At 67.4% G+C, this 24,094-nt stretch carries 14 protein-coding genes; 8 read left to right on the top strand and 6 right to left on the bottom strand.

The annotated features are described in order from the left end of the window. Positions 1 to 190: 190 nt before the first annotated feature. From DXK93_RS24345 to DXK93_RS24335, 3 genes are all read right to left on the bottom strand, one after another. Complete coding sequence (locus DXK93_RS24345; RefSeq protein WP_370127507.1) at positions 191 to 1,510, bottom strand: DUF445 domain-containing protein; 1,320 nt, start codon at positions 1,508 to 1,510, stop codon at positions 191 to 193. A gap of 52 nt (positions 1,511 to 1,562) precedes the next feature. After that, positions 1,563 to 2,951 (bottom strand): GntP family permease, encoded by a 1,389-nt coding sequence (locus tag DXK93_RS24340; RefSeq protein ID WP_054456407.1) that lies wholly within the window; start codon positions 2,949 to 2,951, stop codon positions 1,563 to 1,565. A 138-nt stretch (positions 2,952 to 3,089) separates the two neighbouring features. Next, entirely contained in the window at positions 3,090 to 4,019 is a 930-nt protein-coding gene (locus tag DXK93_RS24335; RefSeq protein ID WP_119451407.1) for a LysR family transcriptional regulator, read from the bottom strand. A gap of 199 nt (positions 4,020 to 4,218) precedes the next feature. Between DXK93_RS24335 and DXK93_RS24330 the strand changes: the two genes are divergently transcribed. The 6 genes from DXK93_RS24330 to DXK93_RS24305 are packed head-to-tail and all read left to right on the top strand — an operon-like array spanning position 4,219 to position 12,871. Next, entirely contained in the window at positions 4,219 to 6,339 is a 2,121-nt protein-coding gene (locus DXK93_RS24330; RefSeq protein WP_119451406.1) for a 3-hydroxyacyl-CoA dehydrogenase NAD-binding domain-containing protein, read from the top strand. A gap of 25 nt (positions 6,340 to 6,364) precedes the next feature. After that, positions 6,365 to 7,546, top strand: a complete 1,182-nt coding sequence (locus tag DXK93_RS24325) for an acetyl-CoA C-acyltransferase (RefSeq protein WP_119451405.1) — start codon at positions 6,365 to 6,367, stop codon at positions 7,544 to 7,546. Positions 7,547 to 7,555: 9 nt separating this feature from the next. Then, a complete protein-coding gene (locus tag DXK93_RS24320; protein WP_119451404.1) occupies positions 7,556 to 8,752 on the top strand; it encodes an acyl-CoA dehydrogenase family protein in 1,197 nt (398 codons plus the stop codon). A 9-nt stretch (positions 8,753 to 8,761) separates the two neighbouring features. Then, the gene (locus DXK93_RS24315) at positions 8,762 to 9,895 is read left to right on the top strand and encodes an acyl-CoA dehydrogenase family protein (protein WP_119451403.1); all 1,134 of its coding nucleotides are present in this window, start codon (positions 8,762 to 8,764) and stop codon (positions 9,893 to 9,895) included. Between the two features lie 16 nt (positions 9,896 to 9,911). After that, positions 9,912 to 11,843 carry an acyl-CoA synthetase gene (locus tag DXK93_RS24310; protein WP_119451402.1) on the top strand — a complete coding sequence of 644 codons (1,932 nt, stop codon included), beginning with the start codon at positions 9,912 to 9,914 and terminating at the stop codon, positions 11,841 to 11,843. 44 nt (positions 11,844 to 11,887) lie between these two features. Next, positions 11,888 to 12,871: a tripartite tricarboxylate transporter substrate binding protein gene (locus DXK93_RS24305; RefSeq protein ID WP_054456400.1), complete on the top strand. Its 984-nt coding sequence runs from the start codon at positions 11,888 to 11,890 to the stop codon at positions 12,869 to 12,871. 17 nt (positions 12,872 to 12,888) lie between these two features. Here DXK93_RS24305 and DXK93_RS24300 read toward each other — a convergent pair whose 3' ends face one another. Beyond that, on the bottom strand, positions 12,889 to 13,503 hold the full coding sequence (locus DXK93_RS24300; RefSeq protein ID WP_054456399.1) for an ATP-binding cassette domain-containing protein: 615 nt from the start codon (positions 13,501 to 13,503) through the stop codon (positions 12,889 to 12,891). Between the two features lie 311 nt (positions 13,504 to 13,814). On the opposite strand from DXK93_RS24300, the gene DXK93_RS24295 reads away from it, so the two are divergent. Continuing rightward, positions 13,815 to 21,368, top strand: coding sequence for an autotransporter-associated beta strand repeat-containing protein (locus DXK93_RS24295; protein ID WP_119451401.1), 7,554 nt, complete (start codon positions 13,815 to 13,817; stop codon positions 21,366 to 21,368). Between the two features lie 132 nt (positions 21,369 to 21,500). Here DXK93_RS24295 and DXK93_RS24290 read toward each other — a convergent pair whose 3' ends face one another. Further along, positions 21,501 to 22,097 carry a short chain dehydrogenase gene (locus tag DXK93_RS24290; protein ID WP_119451400.1) on the bottom strand — a complete coding sequence of 199 codons (597 nt, stop codon included), beginning with the start codon at positions 22,095 to 22,097 and terminating at the stop codon, positions 21,501 to 21,503. A 130-nt stretch (positions 22,098 to 22,227) separates the two neighbouring features. Here DXK93_RS24290 and DXK93_RS24285 point away from each other — a divergent pair, with 130 nt between their 5' ends. Beyond that, positions 22,228 to 23,118: a LysR family transcriptional regulator gene (locus tag DXK93_RS24285; RefSeq protein ID WP_119451399.1), complete on the top strand. Its 891-nt coding sequence runs from the start codon at positions 22,228 to 22,230 to the stop codon at positions 23,116 to 23,118. Positions 23,119 to 23,161: 43 nt separating this feature from the next. Here DXK93_RS24285 and gcvA read toward each other — a convergent pair whose 3' ends face one another. Further along, the gene (gene gcvA / locus DXK93_RS24280) at positions 23,162 to 24,079 is read right to left on the bottom strand and encodes a transcriptional regulator GcvA (RefSeq protein ID WP_119451398.1); all 918 of its coding nucleotides are present in this window, start codon (positions 24,077 to 24,079) and stop codon (positions 23,162 to 23,164) included. Between the last annotated feature and the right edge of the window lie 15 nt (positions 24,080 to 24,094).

The following is a 24,094-nucleotide window of genomic DNA, read 5'->3' as shown; positions in this document are numbered from 1 at the left end:
CGATGCGCCCGAGGGAATCTGAAGGGAAGGCCGCAGGCCTGGACGAAGATGACGACGGGGCAGTCCGGAGCGAAGGCTCCGGACCGCAATCGTGGGCGCTCGCCACCCAGGCGCCCGCGCCGACGGGCGGCCTACGAAGCGCAGAAAACAGCAGCCGAATCCTCAACAGCCATCCCATACGGCAATCGCATCACCCTCGAACCAGCAACACGACCGCGTGCAGCACCACCCCTATCAACCCGCCCACCAAGGTGCCATTGAACCGGATGTACTGCAGATCCTTCCCCACGCTAAGTTCCAGCTCATCCACCAGATGCCGTTCATCCCAATTCTTCACCGTGCGGGAAATGTGCTCCGTGACCCCGCTACGCAAGCGCCCCGTCAACCTCCGCGCCCCACCCAGCACGTGATTGTTGATCGCCTCCCGCAACCCCGGATCCTCCCCCAGCTTGCGCCCCAAGGCCAGCAATGCGCTCTCCAGATGCCGCGCCAGCGCCGAATCCTCCGATGACAGATCGCGCCGCAACGCTGCATGGATATCGTCCCACAGCCCCTGCACGTACTCCTGCACCTTCGGATGATCGATCGCCCGCTGCTTCAGCGCCTCCACCTGCGCCGACAAGGCCGGATCATCCTTCAGCCGCCGGATGTAATCCTGCACCCAGGCTTCATAATCCCGCCGCACCGGATGCCCAGGCTCGGACAGCACGTCCCGCAGTTCCTCCACCAGCGCCCGCGCCAGCCGGTCCGCCAGATTGTCGGCAATTCCGTCCACCGACTTCACCACGTCCACCGCCGCAATGATGCGCGGCCATTCCTTCTTCGCGAACTTCACCAGCAAGCTCGAGGCCCGCGCCTTCACGTCCTCGTCGCCCAGATAGCCGCCCAGCCGCTCCAGCGCCGCGTCCAGCAGCTCCTGATGCCGCCCGTCACGCGTCAACAGGCCCAGCACCTCGCCCGCCGTATCCGCCGCGTCCCAGCGCCGCAGGTTCTTCACCACGAACTCCTGGATCACCCCGCGCACCGCCCGGTCGTCCAGCAGGTCCAGCGTCTGCAGGGCCACATTGCGCGCCCCCTCGCTCAAGGCCCGCGCCTGCCGCGGGCGCCCCAGCCAGCGCGCCAGGCGCGCCGCGGGATCGAACACCCGCAGCTTCTCCATCAGCGTGTCCGGATCCAGGAAATGGTCGCGCACGAACACCGCCAGGTTGTCCCCGATGCGGTCCTTGTTGCTGGGAATGATGGCCGTATGCGGAATCGGCAGCCCCATCGGCCGGCGGAACAGCGCCACCACCGCGAACCAGTCGGCCAGAGCGCCCACCGTGGCCGCCTCGCAGAACGCCCGCACCCAAGCCCAGGCGCCCTGCCCGCCCATGACGTGACTGGTGATGAAACCGCAGACCATCGCCACCAACAGCGCCAGCGCGGCGATCTTCATGCGCCGCAACTGCGTGCGGCGCGCTTCGGAAGCCAGCGCGGAATGCGTGGCGGCGGAACGGGGCATCTCTGTCATGGGGTCTCCGGAAACGACAGACCCAGCATAACAATTACGGCCCGCAGCGGCGTCAGCCCAGCGGCGGCAGCATGTTGAACAGCAGCACCATGATGAGCCCGACCACCGACACGATGGACTGCACCACCGAAATCGTCTTGGTCGCTTCGCCCATGGTCATGCCGAAGGACTCCTTCACCATCCAGAAGCCTGCGTGATTGGCGTAGTTGAAGAACAGCGAGCCGCAGCCGATGGCCAGCGCCAGGAGCGGCAGGTTCAGGCTGGGATCGGCGCCCGCCAGCGGCGCCAGCAAGCCCGCCGCGCCCACGATACCGACCGTGGCCGATCCGGTGGACACCGACAGCAGCATGGCGATCAGCCAGCCCAGCACCAGCGGCGGCAAGGAAAACTGATGGGTCAGCTGCACGATGGCATCGCCCACCTTGGCGCTGGTCAGCACCTGCTGGAACGCGCCGCCGCCCGCGATGATGAGCATGATGCCGGCGATGGGCTTGAGGCTCTTGCCCATGGCGTCGCGCAGCTTTTCCGCGTCGCCGCCGCGCATCAGCACCAGGGTGAAGGCGGCGAACAGCACGCCCAGCAGCATCGCGACCATCGGGTCGCCCAGGAACGCCGCCACGTGCATGGCGCGCGAGTCCTTGGGCAGCAGCATTTCCGCGCCCGCGTGCACCAGCATCAGCAAGGCGGGCAGCAAGGCCGCCAGCACCCCCAGGCCTACGCTGGGCGCATTGCGGCCGGCAGCCTCCTGGCGGGTGGTGGTGAACTGTTCCAGCAGCGCCTCGTCCGGACGCGTCGTCATGCGCGGCGAAATGAAAGCGCCATACAAGGGGCCGCCGAAGACCATGGCCGGCAGCGCCGCGATGAAGCCGTAGATCATGGTCGGCCCCACCGTGGTCTTGAGCGTGGCGATGGCGGTCAGCGGCCCCGGATGCGGCGGCACCATGCCGTGCATTGCCGCCAACGCCGAGATCACCGGCACGCCCACATACACGTAGGCCGAGCCCTTGAATCGCTGCTGGCTTTCCAGCTTGCGCGCCACGCTGAAGATCAGCGGCAGCATCACCACCAGGCCGACCTCGAAGAACATCGGTATGCCAATGACGAAGGCCACCAGGGTCATGGCCCAGGGAATCATGCGCGGCGAGGTATGGCTGAGGATGGCATTGGCCAGGCGTTCGGTCGTGCCCGAGTCGGCCAGGATCTTGCCCAGCATCGCCCCCAGCGCGATCACCACGCCCACCGCGCCCAGCGTCTTGCCGGCGCCATTGCTCAGGTTCTTGACGATGGCCACGGGCTCCATGCCGGTGGCGAACCCCACGCCGATGGAGACGATCAATAGCGCCAGCAGCGGATGCATGCGGATGCGCGAAACGATCAGCGCAACCAGCACCAGCACGCTAGCCAGCGCGGTAAGAAGCAATTGGACGTCGGAAGAGGACATGGACGGGCCTGGAAAAAATGGGCGCGGCCCTGCGGCCGCTTGCCGATAGGAACACGGATTTTATGCCCGCCAAGCTGAACGGCCAGTCAGGAAAGGCGCGCGTCCAGGGCCTGCACGCGCCTCAGCGGGCTGGCCCCGCTACCCCACCGCCTCCAGCAACCCCGGCCTGCCTTCGTGCGCAGCCTGGGCGCGCTCCAGGATGAATTCGATGATCATCGAGATCGCCCGCGGGTGGTGGCGATTGGGCATATACAGCATGTACATGCCGCGTCCGAAGATGCTCAAGCGCCATTGCGGCAACGCGGCCACCAGGTCGCCGCGCGCGATGTCGTCGTGCACCACGTAGTCCGGCACCACGCCCACACCCAGCCCGGCCAGGATTGCATCGCGCAGGAACGCGTAGTTGCGCGAGATCACCGTCGGCTCCATCACCACGTGCTGCCGCGGCTGGCCGCCGTAGTAGGCCGAAAGCCGCAAGGGCCGGCCGATGACCGCCGCGCTGATGATGGGCGTGCGCGACAGCTCTTCCGGATGCTGCGGCAGGCCCCGGGCGGCGGCATAGTCCCGCGAGGCGCAGGCCACGTAGCGGACCTGGCCCAGCTCGCGCGCCACCAGGTTCTGCGGCGGCTCGGACATGATGCGCACCGCGATGTCGACCTCGTCGCGCAGCAGGTCATCCACGCTGTTCTCGAACAACACGTCCAGCACGATATCCGGATAGGTCCGCTTGAATTCCAGCAGCCAGGGCGTCATCACGAACTGCCCGTAGCCGCTGGGTACGCTCAGCCTGACCTTGCCCTGCGGCGTCTTGCCCAGGGTCTCGACGGATTCACGCGCCGCGGCGAGTTCGTCCTGGATGCTGCGGCCGTGGTGATACAGCTTCAGTCCGATTTCTGTCGGCTCCACATGCCTCGTTGTGCGCCGCACCAGCTGCATGCCTACCGAGCGTTCCAGCTGATTCAAGTGGTAGCTGACGTTAGCGCGCGTCATCTTCAGGCGGCGCGCGGCCTCGCTGAGGTTGCCCGCGTCCAGGATTTCCACCAGCAACGTCAGGGATTTGGTGTCCATTCCGGGCCTCCACGCCGCAGCAAGTCACCTCCACATTGTCAAATTTTTTTGACTTCAATGTCAATTATCGATGCCATTGTCAAGACTTCTTTACTGCGAAAGAATGAGGCCATAAAAGACGGGCCGTTCCTGGTCCGCCCGGCCCTAGCCCTCGCCCCCAGCGGCGCTCCGGCGGCAGGCCTCATCGGAGACACTGTCCATGACAGACAGCGCAAGCACCGGCGCGGCCAACGCGCGCCGCTATGACGACATTCTCGTCGTCACCATCGACCATCCCCCCGTCAATGCCCTGAGCGCCGCCGTGCGCGGCGATCTGGCCGCGGCCGTGCGCGACGCCCAGGCCGATCCGCAGGTCCGCGCCATCCTGCTGATGGGCGCGGGCAAGAACTTCATCGCGGGCGCCGACATCCGCGAATTCGGCAAGCCGCCGCAGCCGCCCATCCTGCCCGACGTCTGCAACCAGATCGAAGCCAGCGCCAAGCTGGTGGTTGCCGCGCTGCACGGCGCGGCGCTGGGCGGCGGACTGGAAGTGGCGCTGGCGGCGCACTACCGCGTCGCGCTCGCGGGCGCCAAGCTGGGCCTGCCCGAAGTGAACCTGGGCCTGCTGCCCGGCGCCGGCGGCACCCAGCGCGCGCCGCGCCTCATGGGCGCGCAGGCCGCGCTGGATTTGATGCTGACCGGCAAGCACCTCTCTGCCGGCGCCGCCCTGGAAGCCGGATTGGTGGACGCGCTCTCCAGCGAGACCGATCCCCTGGACGCGGGCCTGGCCTACACCCGGCAATTGCTGGCGATCGGCGCGGGTCCGCGCCGCACCCGCGACGGCGGCGCGCTCGCCGACCGGACCGCCGCGCTGGCCCAGGTCGAGGCAGCGGCCGAACGCGTGGCGCGGACCACCCGTGGGCTGTACTCGCCCGGCAAGATCGTCGAAGCCTTGCGCGCCGCCATCGAGCAGCCTTTCGAGGATGGCCTGCGCACCGAACGCGCGCTGTTCCTGCAATGCCTGGACAGCCCGCAGCGGGCGGGCCTGGTGCATGCCTTCTTCGCTGAACGCGACACGGCCAAGATGCCGGGCCAGCAAGCGGCCCGGCCGCGGCGCCTGGAGCGTATCGGCATCGTCGGCGGCGGCACCATGGGCGCGGGCATCGCCGTCTCGGCGCTGGACGCCGGCTTTCCCGTGACCATGGTCGAGCAGGACGATGCCGCGCTGGAACGCGGGCGCGGCCGCGTCGCGCAGGTCTACGAGCTGCTGGTCAAGAAAGGCCGGATCAGCGCCGACGAGCGCGACGCCCGCATGGCGCGCTACACCGGCTCGACCCGCTACGATGCGCTGGACGACGCCGATCTCATCATCGAAGCCGTGTTCGAAGACATGGCGGTCAAGCAAGCCGTGTTCGCGCAGTTGGACCGCGTCGCCAAGCCCGGCGCGGTGCTGGCCACCAATACCTCGTACCTGGACGTCAACCTCATCGCCGCCGCCACGCGCGGGCCCGCCGACGTACTGGGCCTGCACTTCTTTTCGCCGGCCAACATCATGAAGCTGCTGGAAGTCGTGGTGGGCGAGCACACCGCGCCCGACACCGTGGCCACCGGCTTCGAACTGGCGCGGCGACTGCGCAAGATCCCGGTGCGCGCGGGCGTGTGCGATGGCTTCATCGGCAACCGCATCCTGGCCGTGCACCGCCAGGCGGCGGACATGATGATGGAAGACGGCGCGTCGCCCTACGAGATCGACGCCGCCGTGCGCGACTTCGGTTATCCCATGGGTCCCTACCAGATGGCGGACCTGGCCGGCGGCGACATCGGCTGGGCCACACGCAAGCGCCGCGCGCCCACCCGCGACCCAGCGCTGCGCTACGTGCAGATTCCCGACCGGCTGTGCGAACGGGGCTGGTTCGGCCAGAAGACGGGCCGCGGCTTCTACCTGTACCCCGACGGCGCGCGCCAAGGCGAACCAGACCCCGAAGTCCTCGCCACCATCGATGCCGAACGCGCGCGCGCGGGCGTCACGCCGCGCGCCTACACGCAAGAAGACATCCAGCGCCGCTACCTGGCCGCCATGATCAACGAAGCGGCCAACGTGCTGCACCAAGGCATCGCGCAGCGCCCGTCCGACATTGACGTGGTGTTCCTGTCGGGCTACGGCTTTCCGCGTTATCGCGGCGGCCCCATGCACTACGCCGACAGCGTGGGACTGGACCGCGTGCTGGCCGATATCCGCGGCTATGCGCAGGAAGACCCCGCCTTCTGGAAGCCCTCGCCGCTGCTGGTGCAACTGGCCGAATCCGGCCGCCCATTCGCCAGCCTGAACCAGGCTGCCTGACCCGGACTCCACACAGGAACACGCCATGCGCGAAGCCGTCATCGTCTCCACCGCCCGCACCCCCATCACCAAGGCGGGGCGCGGCGAATTCAACCTCATCGCCGGCCCCACGCTGGCCGCGCACGCCGTGCGCGCCGCCGTCGACCGGGCCGGCATGGACCCGGCCCTGATCGAAGACGCGTTCATCGGCTGCGGCTATCCGGAAGGCGCCACGGGTCGCAACATAGGCCGCCAGGCCGTGATCCGCGCCGGCCTGCCGGTCGGCGTGGGCGGCGCTACCGTCAACCGCTATTGCGCCTCCGGCCTGCAGGCCATCGCCTCGGCCGCCAGCCGCATCGTCATGGACGGCGCCCCCGCGATGATCGCCGGCGGCGTGGAACTCGTGTCGCAGATCCGCACCCGCGACGACGGCGTGAGCGGCATGGATCCGTGGATCGTGGCAAACAAGCCCGAGCTCTACCTGCCCATGATCGAAACCGCCGACATCGTCGCGGCCCGCTACAGCATCAGCCGTGAAGCCCAGGACCATTTCGCCGCGCAAAGCCAGGCGCGTACCGAAGCCGCGCAGGCCGCTGGACGGTATCTGGAAGAGATCGTTCCGGTCACCACGACCATGTCCGTCACCGACCGCGCCACCGGCGCCGTCAGCGAGCGCGAAGTGACCGTGGACCGCGACACCTGCAACCGCCCCGGCACCACCTACGACGCCCTGGCCTCGCTGGCCCCTGTGCGCGGCGCCGGCCAGTTCGTCACGGCAGGCAATGCCTCGCAGTTGTCGGACGGCGCCGCCGCCTGCGTGCTGATGGAAGCCGCTGAAGCCCAGCGCGCCGGCATCACGCCGCTGGGCGCGTTCCGCGGCCTGGCGATCGCCGGCTGCGAACCCGACGAGATGGGCATAGGCCCCGTCTACGCCGTGCCCAAGCTGCTTGCGCGCCACGGCCTCAAGGTGCAGGACATCGACCTCTGGGAACTGAACGAGGCCTTCGCCTCGCAAGCCCTGTATTGCCAGCAAAAGCTGGGCATTCCGATGGACCGCCTGAACGTGGACGGCGGCGCCATCGCCCTGGGCCACCCCTTCGGCGTCACCGGCGCCCGTCTGGCCGGCCACGTGCTGATCGAAGGCCGCCGCCGCGGCGCCCGCTATGCCGTCGTCACCATGTGCGTGGGCGGCGGCATGGGCGCGGCCGGCCTGTTTGAAATCTACTGAGGATCCCCCATGGACCTGGAATTCACCCCCGAAGAAAACGCCTTCCGCGACGAAGTGCGGGCCTTTCTCGCCAGCCACCTGCCCGAGCGCCTGTCCGCCAAGGTCGCGCAGGGCAGGCTGCTGACGCGCGCCGACATGGTCGAGTGGCACGCCATCCTCAACCAGCAAGGCTGGCTCGCCAGCCATTGGCCGATGGAATACGGCGGCACCGGCTGGAGCGCCGTGCAGAAGTACATCTTCGAAAACGAATGCGCGCTGGCCGGCGCGCCGCGCATCGTGCCCTTTGGCCTGAGCATGCTGGGCCCGGTGCTGATCAAGTACGGCAGCGAGGCGCAGCGCCGCCACTGGCTGCCGCGCATCCTGGACGGTTCCGACTGGTGGTGCCAGGGCTATTCCGAACCCGGCGCGGGCTCGGACCTGGCCTCGGTCAAGACCACCGCCGTGCGCGACGGCGACAGTTACGTCGTCAACGGCCAGAAGACCTGGACCACGCTGGGCCAGTACGCCAACATGATCTTCTGCCTGGTGCGCACGTCACAGGAAGGCCGACGCCAGGAAGGCATCAGCTTCCTGCTGATCGACATGGCGAGCCCCGGCGTGGAAGTGCGCCCCATCATCACCCTGGACGGCGAGCACGAAGTCAATGAAGTGTTCTTCTCCGACGTGCGGGTGCCTGCGGCCAACCTGGTGGGCGAGGAGAACCGCGGCTGGACCTGCGCCAAGTACCTGCTGACCTACGAACGCACCAACATCGCCGGAGTCGGGCAATCCACGGCAGCGCTGGAACGCCTGAAAACGGTAGCCGCAAGCCTACGCAAGCACGGACGTCCGCTATCGGAAGACCCGGACTTCGCCGCGCGGCTGGCGCGCGTCGAGATCGAGCTGGCCAACATGCGCACCACCAACCTGCGCGTGGTCGCGGCGGTGGCCGGCGGCGGCGCGCCCGGCGCCGAAAGCTCCATGCTGAAGATCCGCGGCACCCAGATCCGCCAGGAGATCAGCGCGCTGAACCGCCGCGCCATGGGCCCCTATGCACGCCCCTTCGTGCCCGAAGCGCTGCACGACGGCTATGACGCACCGCCCATCGGCCCCCACGGCGCCGAGAGCGCCGCCGCGCAGTACTTCAACAACCGCAAGCTGTCGATCTTCGGCGGCTCCAATGAAATCCAGAAGAACATCATCTCCAAGATGATCCTCGGACTGTAAGGGCCGGCCATGAATTTTGAACACACTGAAGACCGGCGCATGCTCTCCGACATGCTGCGCCGCTTTGTCGCCGAACAGAGCGACTTCGCCACGCGCGACCGCAATGCCCGCTCGGAGCGGGGCTACAGCCTGAAGCTGTGGCAGCGCTATGCCGAACTCGGCGCCATCGGCGCCCTGTTTGCCGAAGCAGACGGCGGACTGGGCGGAACCGGCTTCGACATTTCCGTCGTGTTCGAAGCGCTGGGCCGCGGCCTGGCCGTCGAACCGCTGCTGGACGCGCTCATGGTCGGCAGCGCCATCGCCGAAGCCGGCACGCCGGCCCAGCGCGAGGCCCTTGAAGGCCTGATCGCGGGCAGCATCACGGCCTCGCTGGCCCACGCCGAACCCGGCTCCGGCTATGAACTGGCGCACGTCGAGACCCGCGCCGAACGCACTGCAGACGGCTGGGTGCTCAACGGCGCCAAGGCCGTGGTCGCGGCGGGCGAGCACGCCGACCTGTTCCTGATCCCGGCCCGCAGCGCGGGCGGGCCGGACGACGAGGCCGGCATCAGCCTGTTCCTGGTCAGCGCCGGCACGCCCGGCCTGACGCTGCGCGGCTATGGCCTGATCGATGGCGGCCGCGCGGCCGAATTGGTGCTCGACGGCGTGCAGCTTGCGCCAGAAGCCTTGCTGGGCGAGGCCGGCGCAGGCTACCCGCTGCTGGAACGCGCCGCCGGGCGCGGCATCCTGGCGCTGTGCGCCGAAGCCGTCGGCGCCATGGACTGCGCTCGCGACGCCACTCTGGAATACCTGCGCACGCGCCGCCAGTTCGGCGCTCCCATCGGCAGCTTCCAGGCGCTGCAACACCGCATGGCCGACGTGCTGCTGGAGATCGAACAGGCGCGCTCGTCCGTGATCAACGCCGCGGCCACGCTCAACCATCCCGACCGCGCCACCCGCGAGCGCGCGCTGTCCTCCGCCAAGTACACCATCGGCCGCATCGGCACCCTGGTGGCTGAAGAGAGCATCCAGCTGCACGGCGGCATCGGCATGACCTGGGAGCTGCCCTTGGCGCACTATGCCAAGCGCCTGGTCATAATCGACCACCAACTGGGCGACGAAGACCATCACCTGCGGCGCTACATCGCGCTGGGGCAGGCCTGAGCGGAGGACCACGCCCATGACCCAGGTCCATGCCGCCCCGCCCCTCTCGCCGCCTTTTGCGGCCCCATTCCCCGTGCGCAGCGCGGCGGACGTGCAGCGGCTGCAAGCCCGGCCGCTGACCGAGACGCTCACGGTGCAGAGCACCTACGAGATCTTCCGCAACTCGGCCGCGGCTTTCGGCGACAAGACAGCGCTGACCTTTCTGCGCAGCGCCGATCCCGGCGACACGCCGGTGCGCTGGAGCTACCGCGAACTGCTGGCCGGCATCCACCAGACCGCCAACCTGCTGCATGAACTGGGCGTGGGCCCGGGCGACGCCGTCGGCATCCTGCTGCCCGGCTGCCTGGAGTACCACCTGGCGCTCTGGGGCGGCGAGGCCGCTGGCATCGTCCAGCCCTTGAATCCCCTGCTGGCCGAGGACAAGCTCGCCTCCCTCATGACCACGGCGCGCGCCAAGGTACTGATCGCCTACGGGTCCGACGTGGAATGCGGCTCCTGGTCCAAGGCGCTGCGCCTGCGCGAACGCGTGCCCACGTTGCACACGCTGCTGCGCGTGGCCCCGTTGGACGAGCCGCCCTCGGCCCGCCCGGCGCTGCCGGATCATGCGCTGGACTTCAACGCCGCGCGCGCCGTGCAGCCGGTCGACCGCCTGGTCAGCAACCGGGAAATCCACGCCGGCGACGTGGCCGCCTATTTCCATACCGGCGGTACCACCGGCGCGCCCAAGCTCGCCATCCACACCCACGCCAACCAGGTCTTCAGCGCCTGGGCCGCGGTGCAATTGCAGAACGCCGGACCGGACGACGTGGTCATCAACGGCTATCCGCTGTTCCATGTGGCGGGCGTGTTGCCGGCATCGCTGGCCGCCCTGTCGGCGGGCGTGGAAACCGTCATCCCCACCACCCTGCTGCTGCGCAACCGCGACGTGCTGCGCAACTACTGGCGCCTGGTCGAACACCACCGCGCCACCTCGCTGCAAGGCGTGCCGACCATCCTCGCCGCGTTGGCCGAAGTGCCGCTGGCCGGCGCCGACATCTCGTCGTTGCGCTATTGCCGCACCGGCGCCGCGCCCCTGCCCGCCGAGCTGGCCGCTCGCTTCAAACGGCTGTTCGGACTGCACGTCAACGAAAGCCTGGGCATGACGGAAATGGCGGGCATCTCCACCATCTCGCCGCCAGGCTGCGAGTTTCCGGTCGGCTGCGTCGGCTTTCCGCTGCCCTACGTGCAGGTGCGCATCGTCGGCCTGGACGTGCCGGCCGGCGCGCCCGCGCGCGACCTGCCCGCCGGCAAGCCCGGCATGGTGCTGTTCAAGGCGCCCAACGTCATCCCCGGCTTTCTTGATTCCGAAGACACGGCGCGCGCTTTCACCGAGGACGGCTGGCTCATCAGCGGCGACGTCGGCTACCTGGACCCGGACGGCCGGCTGCATCTGCAGGGCCGCGCCAAGGACCTGATCATCCGCAGCGGCCACAACATCGATCCCAAGACCATCGAGGACGCACTCGCCTCGCACCCGTCGGTGCAGCTCTGCGCCGCCGTCGGCGCCCCCGACGCCTATGCCGGCGAACTGCCCATCGCCTTTGTCACGCTGGCCGAAGGCGCCCAGGTCCCGGAAGCCGAACTGCTGGCCTATGCCGCCGAACACGTGGACGAAAGCCCGGCGCGGCCCAAGCGCGTCATCGTGCTGGACAGCATGCCCATGACCAACGTGGGCAAGATCTACAAGCCCGACCTGCGCCGCCTGGCCACCGCGGTATCGGCCCAGGCCGTGGTGGCGCGCACCTTGCAGGAAGCCGGCCTGATCGACGACGGCGCGCTGTTCCGCGTACAGGCCGACGCTCAACCCGAGGTCGCAGTCCAGGCCGACGCCCGCGCGTCCGCAGCGCTAAAGGCCAGCCTGCGCGACGCGCTGGCCCGCTTACCGGTCAAGGTCGCCCTGCGCGACTGAGCAGTCCCCTTCCCACACACAACAACACCCCAGGAGACAAACCCATGACCCATAAGCCCCTGCGGCGCGCCTGCCTCGGCGCCGCGCTGCTCTCGATGGCCGGCATTGCATTGCCCTTCGCCGCCGGCGCGCAAGGCGCCTATCCGTCCAAGCCCATCACGCTGATCGTGCCCTTCCCGGCTGGCGGCTCCACCGACCGTCACCTGCGCACCGTGGCGCAGGACGCCTCCAAGTACCTGGGCCAGCCCGTTATCGTCGAAAACCGGCCCGGCGCCGGCGGCACCCTGGGCCCGGCGACCATGGCCAAGACCGCCAAGCCCGATGGCTACACCATCACGCTGTACACCCTGGCCATGCTGCGCATGCCGTACATGCAGAAAAGCAGCTGGGACCCCATCAACGATTTCACCTTCATCCTGGGTCTGTCCGGCTACACCTTCGGCTTCACCGTCCGCTCCGACTCGCCGTACAAGACCTTCAACGAATACATCGAGGCGGCGCGCAAGGCGCCCGGCACCATCGACTATGGCTCCACCGGCATCGGTTCGTCGCCGCACCTGCTGATCGAGGAAGTCGCCATCAACGCCAAGGTGAAACTGAACCACGTGCCGTTCAAGGGCAACGCCGACATGCAACAGGCCCTGCTGGGCGGTCACGTCATGGCGCAAAGCGACGCCACCGGCTGGGACCAGTTCGTGGATTCCGGCAAGATGCGCCTGCTGGTCACCTTCGGCGAAAAGCGCACCACGCGCTGGCCCGACGTGCCCACCGCCCAGGAGCTGGGCTACAAGGTCGTGTCCACCTCGCCCTATGGCCTGGCCGGCCCCAAGGGCATGGATCCCGCGGTGGTGAAGACGCTGCACGACGCCTTCAAGAAGGCGCTGTTCGACCCCGCCAGCATGGACGTCATGAAGCAGCTGAACCAGGAGCCCGCCTACCGCAACAGCCAGGACTACAAGGAATGGGCGCAGGCCACCTACGTCAAGGAAAAAGGCTTGATCGAGTACCTGGGCTTGATGGCGAAGTAATAATGGCGGCGCCGCCTTCAGCGCAGCGCCGCAACCTCGATTGATCTGGCGCCGCAGGCTTCTACCAGTTCAGGATCGTGGCTGGCGAACAGCACCACCCGATCCTGCGCCCAGATCTTGAACTGTTCTGCCAGCACGCCGCGCGCCTGCGCATCCAGGCCGTTGCTGGCCCCATCCGCAATGATGACGGCCGGGTCGCCCAGGGCGGCGGCCGTCAGGTAGACCTTGCGCCGCGTGCCCGTGGACATCTGCTCGAAGCGCTTGTCCAGATGCGGCTCCAGCCCCAGCCGGAACGCCAGGTCCAGCACGCTGTCGGCCAGCGGCACATTCTTCTCTGCCGCCACCTGTTCCAACAATCCGCGCCCCGTCTGCGCGGGCAATGCCATGCAATTGTCGGGCACATAGGCCAGGCGGGACCGGGCTTGCGCCGGCGCCTGGCTCAGCGCATGTCCGTCGATCCAGACCTCTCCCGCATCCGGCGCGATCACGCCCGCAATGATGCCCAGCAGCGTGGACTTGCCGGTGCTGTCTTCTTCGCACAACGCCACGCATCCGGGCGTGAACGTATGGGTCAGCCCCTGGAAGACGAGATGGTCGCCGTAGCGTTTGCCGAGATTGTCGATTCGTAGCATGGCCGGGAGTGTACGCAGGAATGCGGCGCTCGGCCATCACCGCCTCGGCGTGGCGTCAACGCAGCAAATGTGAACGGAATTCAAATTTTTCCACGTTGACAGTGCGGAAATCCGTATTTTTGCCGTACATTACGCGGCGTAAATAAATGTTAATTTTCCGCAAAACATTTCGACTTTTGTAACGGTTGCCTCGCCCGTTCATGCTATCGGCTCGCTGAGCGACCTACCACCAAGACGCATTTAGTTTCATTTAAATCAATACAACATCCAATTTTGCCGACCCGGCTTCGGCGCCGGCATAGAAGAGATCAATGAATCACGTCTATCGAGTAGTCTTCAACGCCACCGCCGGCGTGTGGCAGGCCGTCAGTGAAATCGCCCGCGGGCCGGCAAAAAGCAGCAGCCCTGCCCGGCGCCTGCGCCGCGGCGGCGCACAGTTGGCGGGCGCCCTGGGCATTGCGGTGGTCGCCGCGAACACGCATGCGGCGCCCGCAAATCCGCAACTCTACTGGGACGGCAGCCAATCCGTGGCGAACGGTTCGGTGGATGGCGCCTCTGGCATCTGGGATTACGCCAATACCAACTGGACGTCCGCTGACGGAACAGTGAACCAGTCCTGGAACGGCGGCGAAGCGGCATTCTCCGGCGCCGCCGGCACCGTGGCAGTCGGCGGCCAGCACAGCATCACGGGCCTGGAGTTCAAGAGCGACGGCTACAAGCTGGTGGGCGGCGCCAATGGTCAGCTGAATACCAGCGGCATGGCCGTGATTCAGGTCAATCCCAACGTGACCGCAACCTTGGGCGTCGCCATAGGCGGCAGCGGCACCCTGCACAAGCAAGACAGCGGCACGCTGATACTCAACGGCAACAACACGTATACCGGCGGCACGATAATCGAGGCCGGCCGTCTGGAGGTCGGCAGCAATACCGCGCTGGGCAACGGCGCCCTGACGGCGCTCAACAACACGGTGCTCGACGCCAACAACAAGGTGGCCCTCGGCAACTACGTGAATCTGTGGGGCAGCGTGGAGATAGGCGGAAGCGCCGACCTGACGCTGAACGGCGTCGTTTACGGCCTAGGCTCGCTGATCAAGAACGGCGCCGCCAACCTGACCTTGAACGGGGCCAACACCTATCTGTCGGGCACCACGCTGAACGCCGGCACGCTGACGGTGGGCAACGATCAGGCTTTGGGCCTCCGGGACCTGACCGTTGGCGGCAACGCGACCCTGACGGCCAACAAGGCTGTCTCTCTGAGCAACGGCATTGCACTGAACGCCACCCTGGCGGTGACCGGCGACAATGTCCTGAGCTTGAATGGCGCGATTTTTGGCGTCGGCCAATTGGTGAAAACCGGCAACGGCACACTCAGCCTGGGCGGCCCCAACAGCTATTCCGGCGGCGTGGTTCTCGGCGGCGGCACCCTGGAGCTCAACGCCGATAGCGCGCTGGGGACGGGCCCGCTGGTCGCCAACGGTACCGCCACCCTGAAGACCCAACAGGTCCCGGTCCTGATGAACGCCATCAGCGTCAATGGCGACCTGACCCTGGACACGCCGAATCTGCTGGGCATGAACGGCATGTTGAGCGGCAGCGGCAAGCTGACCAAGACGGGCGTAGGCGAATTGGTCTTGGCTAGCATTAACACCTACAGCGGCGATTTCAATATCGCCCAAGGTAGCGTCACTACCGTCGGCGTGAACGGTTTGGGGACCCCGACGTCCGTAGACCTGGCCTTCGGCACCGACCTGAACCTGAACGGCCCCACCAGCATAGGTTCCCTGACCGGTGCAGGCCGCATGAACATCGGCATTGGTTCCGTGGTCAGCGTAGGCGGCAACAACTCCAACAGCGTGTACGCCGGTGAGTTCATCGGCAATGGCACGCTGAACAAGGTCGGCACGGGCACGCTGGAACTTGCTGGCATCAGCACCCTGACCAGCATGGGCCAGGTCAGCCAGGTCAACGGCGGGACCCTGCGGGTCACCGGCACATTCAATGGCCCCGGCATGACTGTGGGCAGCGGCGGGACCCTGACAGGCAGCGGTACGGTCGGCGGCGTGACGACCATTGCCAACGACGGCCACCTGGCCGGCACCAGCGGCAGCACGCTGAAGCTCGACAATCTCATCCTGTCACCGAACTCAAACGTCGACGTAGCGCTGGGCTCGCCGTACTCCGGCAACACCCCGCTCTTCAATGTCACGAACAATCTGACGTTGGGTGGCAAGTTGAACATTTCCGACGCCGGCAACCTCGGCGACGGCGTGTACCGCTTGTTCGACCACGGCGGCGGCCTCACCAACAACGGCATGGTCGTCGACACAAGCAGAGTGGGCGGCATCAGCGGAATGACGCTCCAGACGGCCACCCCCACACAGGTCAACCTGCTCGTCCAGTCGGGTCTGCAGGTGCAGGCCTGGGACGGCTCCGACCAGTTCCCCAACGGTCTGGTCGACGGCGGCAGCGGCACATGGAGCGCCACCAGCCCCACGTCCAATTGGACCACTGCCGACGGCATGATGAACCAAACCTGGCTCGGCCAGTTCGCCGTGTTCATGGGCAGCACGGGCACCGTAGAGGTGGAAGGCGCGCACACGATCGGCGGCATGCAGTTCATGACCGACGGCTACCATCTCCTTGCCGGCAACAACGCGGAGCTGCAAGCCAACAACGGAACCAGGGGCCGGTTCGCCGTAAGGGTTGATCCCAACGTTACCGCGACCATCGATGTTCCTATTAGCGGCCTGAACACCCTGCGCAAGCTGGACCTCGGCACGCTGGTGCTGAACGGCGCCAACAGCCACGCCGGCACCCTGCTGGAAGGCGGCACCCTGGTACTCGGCAACAATGCCGCGTTAGGCCAGGGTCCGCTGGCCGTGTACGGCGGCACCACGCTGGACAACAACAAGGCGCTTACGCTGACCAACTACATCATTGCCGAAGGCCCGTTGAACCTGGGCGGCAGCAATGACCTGACCCTGAACGGCAACATCGTTGGCAGCGGCCTGATCAAGAACGGCAGCGGCACCCTGACCCTGGGCGGCAACAACTCCTTCGGCGGCACGATGGCGCTGAACGGCGGCAAGCTGGTGCTGGCCTCCAGCAATCCGCTGGGCAACAGCACCCTGACCGCCGCCTCCGGCATGCAGCTGGACAACAGCGTGGCATTGAGCCTGAGCAACACCATCAACCTGGCTGGCGACCTGAACCTCGTCGGCAACCAGGACCTCACGTTGGGCGGCCTGGTCAACGGCCTCGGTGGCCTGACCAAGCGCGGCACGGGCAAGCTGACCTTGAACGGCGCCAACTCTTTCCAGGGCGGCGTCAACCTGACGGGCGGCAACCTGGCCGTGGGCCACGACGCAGCGCTCGGCGAGGGCACGCTGACCGTGCGCAACGCGGGAACCCTGGAAGCCAGCCGCGCGGTGACCCTGGCCAACAACGTGCAACTGAGCGCCTCCCTGGCGCTGGACGGCAGCAATGATTTCACCCTGAACGGGGTGATCAATGGTTCCACCGAGCTGGTCAAGAACGGCGCCGGCCGACTCACCCTCAATGGCGAAAACCGCCATAGCGGGGGCACCACGGTCAATGCCGGCGACTTGAGCCTGGGCAATGCCGCGGCGCTGGGCACCGGCATGCTGACCGTCACGGGCAACACGCAACTGGATACGGCGGGCCCGATGCGCCTGGGCAATACCGTCAATGTCGACGGCGCGCTCACGGTGGCGGGCAACAACAGCCTGATCCTGGATGGACAGCTCAACGGCAACGGCACGCTGCGCAAGACCGGTGCGAACGACCTCTCGCTTACCGGCAGCGCCAACACCTTCAGCGGCATGATCGATCTGCAAGGCGGCAGCCTGACCACCGCGGGCAACAACGCGCTGGGCCAGAATGCCACCGCGAACGTGGCAGCCGGCGCCAATCTGTTCATCACCAATCTGGCTCGTCTGGCCAGCCTGAACGGCAACGGCACCGTGACGGTCTCGAACGGGAACAACCTGACCATCGGCGCCAACGGGGCCAACAGCAACTTCGGCGGCCAGCTCGACGGCAAGGGTTGGTTGACCAAGAGCGGCACGGGATCGCTGGTTCTTTCCGGCAACAACACCCTTACCGGCCAGACCTCCGTCAGCGCCGGCAGCCTGTGGGTAGACGGCTCGCTCGCCAGCACCAATGTGATGGTGTACAGCGGCGCTGCCCTGGGTGGAACCGGCAGCATCGCCGGCGACGTGACGCTCATGGGTGGCGCCGCCCTGAAATTGACGGACGGCTACACCCTGTCGGTTGGCGGCCTGCAACTGGGCACCAACTCGATCGTCAACGCCAGCCTCGGCGCCCCCGCCCTCGGCGGCGGCACCGCCTTGGTGGACGTGACCGGCAACCTGACCCTGGGCGGCACGCTCAATATCAGCGACGCCGGCGGCTTCGGCACCGGCGTGTACCGTCTCATGAATTATGGCGGCAGCCTGACCAACAACGGCATGAACTTCGGTTACCTGCCCGGCAATGTGCAAGCGGCCGACCTGACCTTGCAGACCGCCGTCGACAAGCAGATCAACCTGCTGGTGGCCGCACCCAACGTCACCGTGCAGTTCTGGGACGGCTCGCAAACCGTCGGCAACGGCGCGATCGAAGGCGGCAACGGCACCTGGGACGGCGCCAACGCCAACTGGACCGGCGTCGACGGCAACGGGAACCGCTCCTGGGCCGGCAAGTTCGCGGTCTTCCAGGGCGCTGCCGGGAAGGTCACCGTTGCCGGCGCGCAAAGCACGACGGGCATGCAGTTCATGACCGACGGCTATGTGCTGGAGCGCGGCTCGCTGGGTTCGCTCAACCTGGTCAACGGCGATCAGGGCTACGCCTCGGTGCGCGTCGATCCCGGCGTGACCGCGACCATCAACGTCCCGCTCGTTGGCAGCGGCACGCTGGCCAAGCTCGACGCCGGCACCCTGGTGCTCAACGCGTCCAACGGCTACACCGGCGGCACGGCGCTCAACGGCGGCACGCTGGTGCTGGGCAACGACAAGGCTTTGGGCAACGGCCTGCTGACCGCCGCCAATGGCACCACGCTGGACAGCAACACGGCAGTCACCGTGCGCAACAAGGTCGCGCTGAACGGCGCGCTGACGATCGCCGGTTCCAACGCCATGGACCTGAACGCCACCGTCGGCGGCGCTGGCGGCCTGATCAAGAACGGCGCGGCCAACCTGACCCTCAGCGGCGTCAACAGCTACGTCGGCGGCACCCTCCTGAACGCGGGCGGCCTGATCGTCGGCAACGGCGCCGCGCTCGGTTCCGGCACGCTGACGGTAGGCGGCGCGGCCACGCTGGACAACACTCAGGCGCTGGCGCTGGCGAACAACATCGCCCTGAACGCCGGCCTTGCCGTGCAAGGCAGCCACGACCTGACGCTCGACGGCAACATCTCGGGCGCGGGCAGCCTGACCAAGAACGGCGCCAGCACGCTGACGCTCAACGGCACCAACAGCTACACCGGCGGCACCTACGTCAACAGCGGCACGGTAGCGTTGGGCGCGGGCAGCAGCCTCGCCGCCACCGGCATCGTGACCGTCGCCAACGGCGCGACCTTCGACCTGTCGGCAGGCCAAGGCGCCCAAGTGTTCGGCACCCTGGCGGGCGCCGGCAACATCAAGATGGGAACCAACACCCTGCTGGCGGGCGGTTCTGCCGACGGCATCTTCAGCGGCTCGGTCATCGGCACGGGTACCCTGGTCAAGCAGGGCTCGGGCACGCAGACCCTGACCGGCGCCAACAGCTATACCGGCGGCACGCTGGTCGCGGACGGCACGCTGCGCGCGGGTTCCACCACGGCGCTGGTCCAAGGCACCGGCTATCAGGTGCTGTCGGGCGCCACGCTGGACCTCAATGGCAACGTGCTCCAAGCCAGCAGCCTGACCGGCGCCGGCACCGTGGCGCTGGGCGCGGGAACCCTGACCGTCAATTCCGCGGCTGGCAGTGCGTCCTACTACTCGGGCATCGTCGTGGGCAGCGGCGGCCTGGTCAAGACCGGCGCCGGCGCGCTGACGCTGACCGGCGGCAGCGCCTTCTCGGGCGGTGTGCAGCTCAAGCAGGGCAGCATCGGCCTGGGCCATTCCCTGGGCCTGGGCACTGGCATGCTGTCCATGGACGACGGCACTGTCATCAACCTGATTGCCAACGGCCTGACCATCGTCAACAACCTGCACATGACGGGCACCAACGACCCGGTCATCGACACCGGCGCCAACACGGCGACCTGGGCCGGTGCCATCACGGGCGGCGGCTTCCTTACCAAGCAAGGTAGCGGCGTCCTGACCCTGACCAGCGCAGGCAACAGCTACACCGGCGCGACCGATGTCGCTCAGGGCACGCTCAAGGCCGGCGCCACCAATACATTCAGCAGCGCCTCGGCCCACACCGTGGCCAGCGGCGCCGTGCTGGACCTGGCGGGCTACAGCCAGACCGTGGCCAGCCTGAACAACAGCGGCGCGGTCAATCTCGGCGGCAGCACGCCGGGCACCGTGCTCAAGGTCACCGGCCCCTACGTCGGCAACAACGGCAAGCTGGGCGTTTCCACCGTGCTGGGCGCGGATGGCAGCGCCACCGACAAGCTGTTGTTGAGCGGCCCCAGCGCCATCGCCAGCGGCAGCACCAGCGTGCAGATCACCAATGCCGGCGGCCTGGGCGCACAGACGGGTAGCCAGGGCATCCAGGTCATCTCCACCGAGAACGGCGCCAGCCTGCAACCCGGCAGCTTCACGCTGGCGGGCGGCCATGTCGATGCCGGCGCCTACGAGTACCGTCTGACCCAGACGGCACAGGGCGCCGCGCTGCACTCGACCAACACGCAGGTCAACCCGGGCCCAGGCACCGATCCTGTCACCCCCGCTCCCGCCTACCGTGAAGAAGTGCCGCTGCTGTCCTCGCTGCCCGCGCAACTGCGCCAGGCGGATATGGCAATGCTCGGCGACATGCGCAAGCGCATGGGCGACGACGTCGCTCAAGGCGCCATCGACCAGGACCCGAACCACCGCGCCTGGGCCCGTGTGCTGCGCACGGCTCCGACCATCACGCAGCAAGGCACGGTCAACCCCGAGAGCAGCGGCCACCTGACCGGCTTCCAGGCCGGCGTGGACGTGTACGCCGACCGCAACCTCAAGGCCGGCCTGTACGTGGGCCAGCTGGACGGTGACATGGGCGTGCGCGGCTTCTCCAGCGGCATGGAGCGCAAGTACGCGGGCTACAACAACCTGCGCGGCCGCTACGTGGGCCTGTATGGCACCTGGCAGCACGACTCCGGCCTGTACGCCGACGCCGTGATCCAGGGCGCCGACTACCGCAGCAGCCTGCGCACGGCGGACACCGGCGCCGGCGCCACCACCAAAGGCCACGGCTGGCTGGCCTCGCTGGAAGTGGGCAAGCCCTTCGACCTGGGCAGCAGCTGGCAGTTGGAGCCGCAGGCGCAAATCATCTACCGCAAGCTCAATCTGGACGACACCACGCTGAGCCTGGCCAAGGTGAAGAACGATGCGGACGATGACTGGACCCTGCGTCTGGGCGCCCGCGTCAAGGGCAGCTACAGCATCGGCGGCACCGTGCTGCAGCCCTTTGCCCGCGTCAATCTGTACAAGGCCAGCAATACCACCGACGTGGCAAGCTTCAGCGCCCCGGCCGGCACCACCGACATCCGCGCCAAGGGCGGCTACACATCGACCGAGTTCGCGGTGGGCGCCATGCTGCAGCTGACCAAGAACACCAGCCTCTACGGCGACATTGGCAAGCTGTGGGCCAACAGCGGCGACAGCCGCGTCAAGACCGGCGCACAGGGCTCTGTCGGGTTGAAGGTGCTCTGGTAAGCCTTATGAGCTGGGCCGGGTAGCCGGCCCGTGGCATGACCAAGCCCGCAGCGGTCCGTCCGCTGCGGGCTTTCCTTTGGCAGAGTCCCATGTCTGCGGCGCTCAGCTGCCGCACCCGGAACTTGCAGGATGTCACCACACCCGGAACACCCGCCCCGTTTGCGCGCCTTCCACGCTGCGGCTATACGCCAACGCAACCCGGCTGGCCGCTGCGGATTCAAAACCCTGGAAGTACGGGCCGTAGGCATCCAGCGATTCCGTCAGGACCGTGGGGCTGACCGAGTTGATGCGCACGCCGTGCAGCTCCACCGCCGCGCCGCGCACGAAGCCATCGATGGCCGAGTTCACCGCCGACGCATTGGCGCCGTAGCGGATGGGTTCATCGGTCAGGATGCCGCTGGTGAGCGTGATGGAACCGCCTTCGTTGACGTAATGCTGGCCGATCAGCGCCAGATCCACCTGCCCCAGCAGCTTGTCGTGCAGACCGATCTTGAACTGCTCCGCCGTCATTTCGGCCAGAGGGCCGAAATGCAAGCTGCCCGTGGTGGAGACGATGGCATCCACCTTGCCCACGCGCTCGAACAAGGCGCGGATGCTGCCGCTCTGGGTCACGTCGACCTGATGCTCGCCGCGCGTCTTGCCCACTGCAATGACGTCGTGGCGCTGGCCCAGTTCTTGGGCGACCGCGCGGCCGATGGTGCCGGTGGCGCCGATCAGGATGATTTTCATGGAAACTCCGATTCGTATGTTGTGGGATGCGCCCGCGATATCGCCAGCGCTTGTGCCCATTCTGGCCAAGGGCGCGTCCCGGAAAAATCCTAAAATGGTGGGTTCACTTCACACTCAGGGTGCGTAATCCATGGACCGCCTGCTCAGCATGGAAGTCTTTGTGGCGGTCGTCGAACTGGGCAGCCTGACCGCGGCGGCGGCTCGCCACGAGATGTCGCCCGCCATGGCGGCCAAGCACATCAAGGGCCTGGAGGCGCGGCTGGGCCTGAGGCTCATGAACCGCACCACGCGCCGCCAAAGCCTGACGGAAGCCGGCCAGGCCTATTTCGCGCGCTGCAAGGTGATCCTGTCGGACATCCGCGATGCCGAGCAAGGCGCCGAAGCCATGCGCGCCGCGCCGCGAGGCCATCTGCGCATCACCTCGACCGTGACCTTCGGCTCGTTCGCGCTGGCCCCCGCCATCGCCGACTACCTGTCCGAGTACCCGGACGTCAGCGTGGACCTGACCTTGAGCGACGCCGTCGAGGACGTGGTGGCCTCGCGCTACGACCTGGCGGTGCGCATCGGCGAACCCGCCGATTCCAGCCTGGTCGCGCGCAAGATCGGGCGCTATCAGATGATCATCTGCGCGGCGCCGGCCTATCTGCAACGCCATGGCACGCCCGAAACCGCGAGCGACCTGGCGCGCCATCAATGCCTGGATTTTTCCTACTGGAACCGCCGCACCGGCTGGCGCCTGAACTCGGAGGATGGCGGCGCGGCCTACCCCGCCGGCCGCTTCGTGTCCAACAACGGCCAGGCGCTCAGGCAGGCGGCGCTGGCCGGATTCGGCATCGTGCTGCAGCCGGAACTGTTGCTGGCCGAAGATGTGCGGGCCGGGCGACTGGTCCCGATCCTGGAGTCCGCCTGGCCCGTGGCCCGGCCGATCACGCTGCTGTATCCCAAGGACCGCAAGGCCTTGCCCAAGCTCACGACCTTCGTGGAATTCATGGTGCAGAGATTCACCCGCGCCGCAAGGTGAGCGCGGCGGGCGTCGCGCAAGGTCCGCCGGGCTCCGAACCCGGCTACCGACAGGCAGCGGCCTCGTCGAACAGCCAGTCTCGGAAGGCGGCCAATCGGGGCAACTCGCGCGCCTGGGGCCGATAAACAACGTAGTAGGCCAACGCGGAGGGAACCGCCAACTGCGGAAACAGGCGCACCAGGCGGCCGGCAACCAGATCATCATGCGCCATCACGCTGCGGGCCAGCGCCACGCCATGGCCATCGATAGCCGCCTGCAGCACCGCGGCGGAATTGTTGATCTTCATGCCGCGGGCGGTGGATACGCCTTGCACGCCGACTTTCTCCAGCCACATGGCCCAGGTCGGAAATCCCGTCTGCGCGTCCATCGAAAGATCATGGATCAAGGTCTCGCCCGCCAGCTCGGCCGGACGCTTCGCCGCCTTGCGCCGTCGCAGCAGTTCCGGGGAACAGACCGGGTAGACCTCTTCGTCCATCAGCTTTTCCGCCGCCAGGCCGGGCCACACGCCAGCGCCATAGCGCACGCCGATATCGATCTGCTGGGCCGCGAAATCCACGGGCTTGAGGTTGGTGTCCAGACGCACGTCGGTATCGGGCCAGGCATGCTGGAAGCGCTCGATCCGAGGCAACAGCCACTTGGCGGCGAAAGCCGGACTCACGGCCACGGTGAGCATGCCGCTCAAGGAACCTTCCTTCAAGCGCTCCAGGCCCAGCGCCAGCTTGCCGAGCCCCGCCTGTATCTCCGGCAACGCGCGTTCAGCCGCCGCCGTCGGGACCAGCCGCGCCTTGCCGCTGGCGCCGCGATGGAACAGCGGCGCGCCCAGCCATTGCTCCAGCGCGCGCACGAGCTGGCCCACCGCAGCAGGTGTCACGTGCAGCTCGGCCGCAGCTGCCGAAAAGCTTTGATGGCGCGCACTGGCCTCGAAGGCGCGCAGCGCGTTGAGATGCGCAAGAGACTTCATGGAGATAAAGTTTTT

It is taken from the genome of Achromobacter sp. K91 (assembly GCF_003576205.1).
GTDB classification, from domain to species: Bacteria; Pseudomonadota; Gammaproteobacteria; order Burkholderiales; family Burkholderiaceae_B; genus Achromobacter; species Achromobacter aegrifaciens.
The sequence above is the reverse complement of the archived record's forward strand: the minus strand, read 5'-3'. Positions and strand labels throughout refer to the sequence as shown.

Excerpts from the sequence above, each read along its gene's own strand:
- DXK93_RS24345 (WP_370127507.1), bottom strand. The coding sequence starts at position 1,510 with ATGACAGAGATGCCCCGTTCCGCCGCCACGCATTCCGCGCTGGCTTCC.
- DXK93_RS24340 (WP_054456407.1), bottom strand. The coding sequence starts at position 2,951 with ATGTCCTCTTCCGACGTCCAATTGCTTCTTACCGCGCTGGCTAGCGTG.
- DXK93_RS24335 (WP_119451407.1), bottom strand. The coding sequence starts at position 4,019 with ATGGACACCAAATCCCTGACGTTGCTGGTGGAAATCCTGGACGCGGGC.
- DXK93_RS24330 (WP_119451406.1), top strand. The coding sequence starts at position 4,219 with ATGACAGACAGCGCAAGCACCGGCGCGGCCAACGCGCGCCGCTATGAC.
- DXK93_RS24325 (WP_119451405.1), top strand. The coding sequence starts at position 6,365 with ATGCGCGAAGCCGTCATCGTCTCCACCGCCCGCACCCCCATCACCAAG.
- DXK93_RS24320 (WP_119451404.1), top strand. The coding sequence starts at position 7,556 with ATGGACCTGGAATTCACCCCCGAAGAAAACGCCTTCCGCGACGAAGTG.
- DXK93_RS24315 (WP_119451403.1), top strand. The coding sequence starts at position 8,762 with ATGAATTTTGAACACACTGAAGACCGGCGCATGCTCTCCGACATGCTG.
- DXK93_RS24310 (WP_119451402.1), top strand. The coding sequence starts at position 9,912 with ATGACCCAGGTCCATGCCGCCCCGCCCCTCTCGCCGCCTTTTGCGGCC.
- DXK93_RS24305 (WP_054456400.1), top strand. The coding sequence starts at position 11,888 with ATGACCCATAAGCCCCTGCGGCGCGCCTGCCTCGGCGCCGCGCTGCTC.
- DXK93_RS24300 (WP_054456399.1), bottom strand. The coding sequence starts at position 13,503 with ATGCTACGAATCGACAATCTCGGCAAACGCTACGGCGACCATCTCGTC.
- DXK93_RS24295 (WP_119451401.1), top strand. The coding sequence starts at position 13,815 with ATGAATCACGTCTATCGAGTAGTCTTCAACGCCACCGCCGGCGTGTGG.
- DXK93_RS24290 (WP_119451400.1), bottom strand. The coding sequence starts at position 22,097 with ATGAAAATCATCCTGATCGGCGCCACCGGCACCATCGGCCGCGCGGTC.
- DXK93_RS24285 (WP_119451399.1), top strand. The coding sequence starts at position 22,228 with ATGGACCGCCTGCTCAGCATGGAAGTCTTTGTGGCGGTCGTCGAACTG.
- gcvA (WP_119451398.1), bottom strand. The coding sequence starts at position 24,079 with ATGAAGTCTCTTGCGCATCTCAACGCGCTGCGCGCCTTCGAGGCCAGT.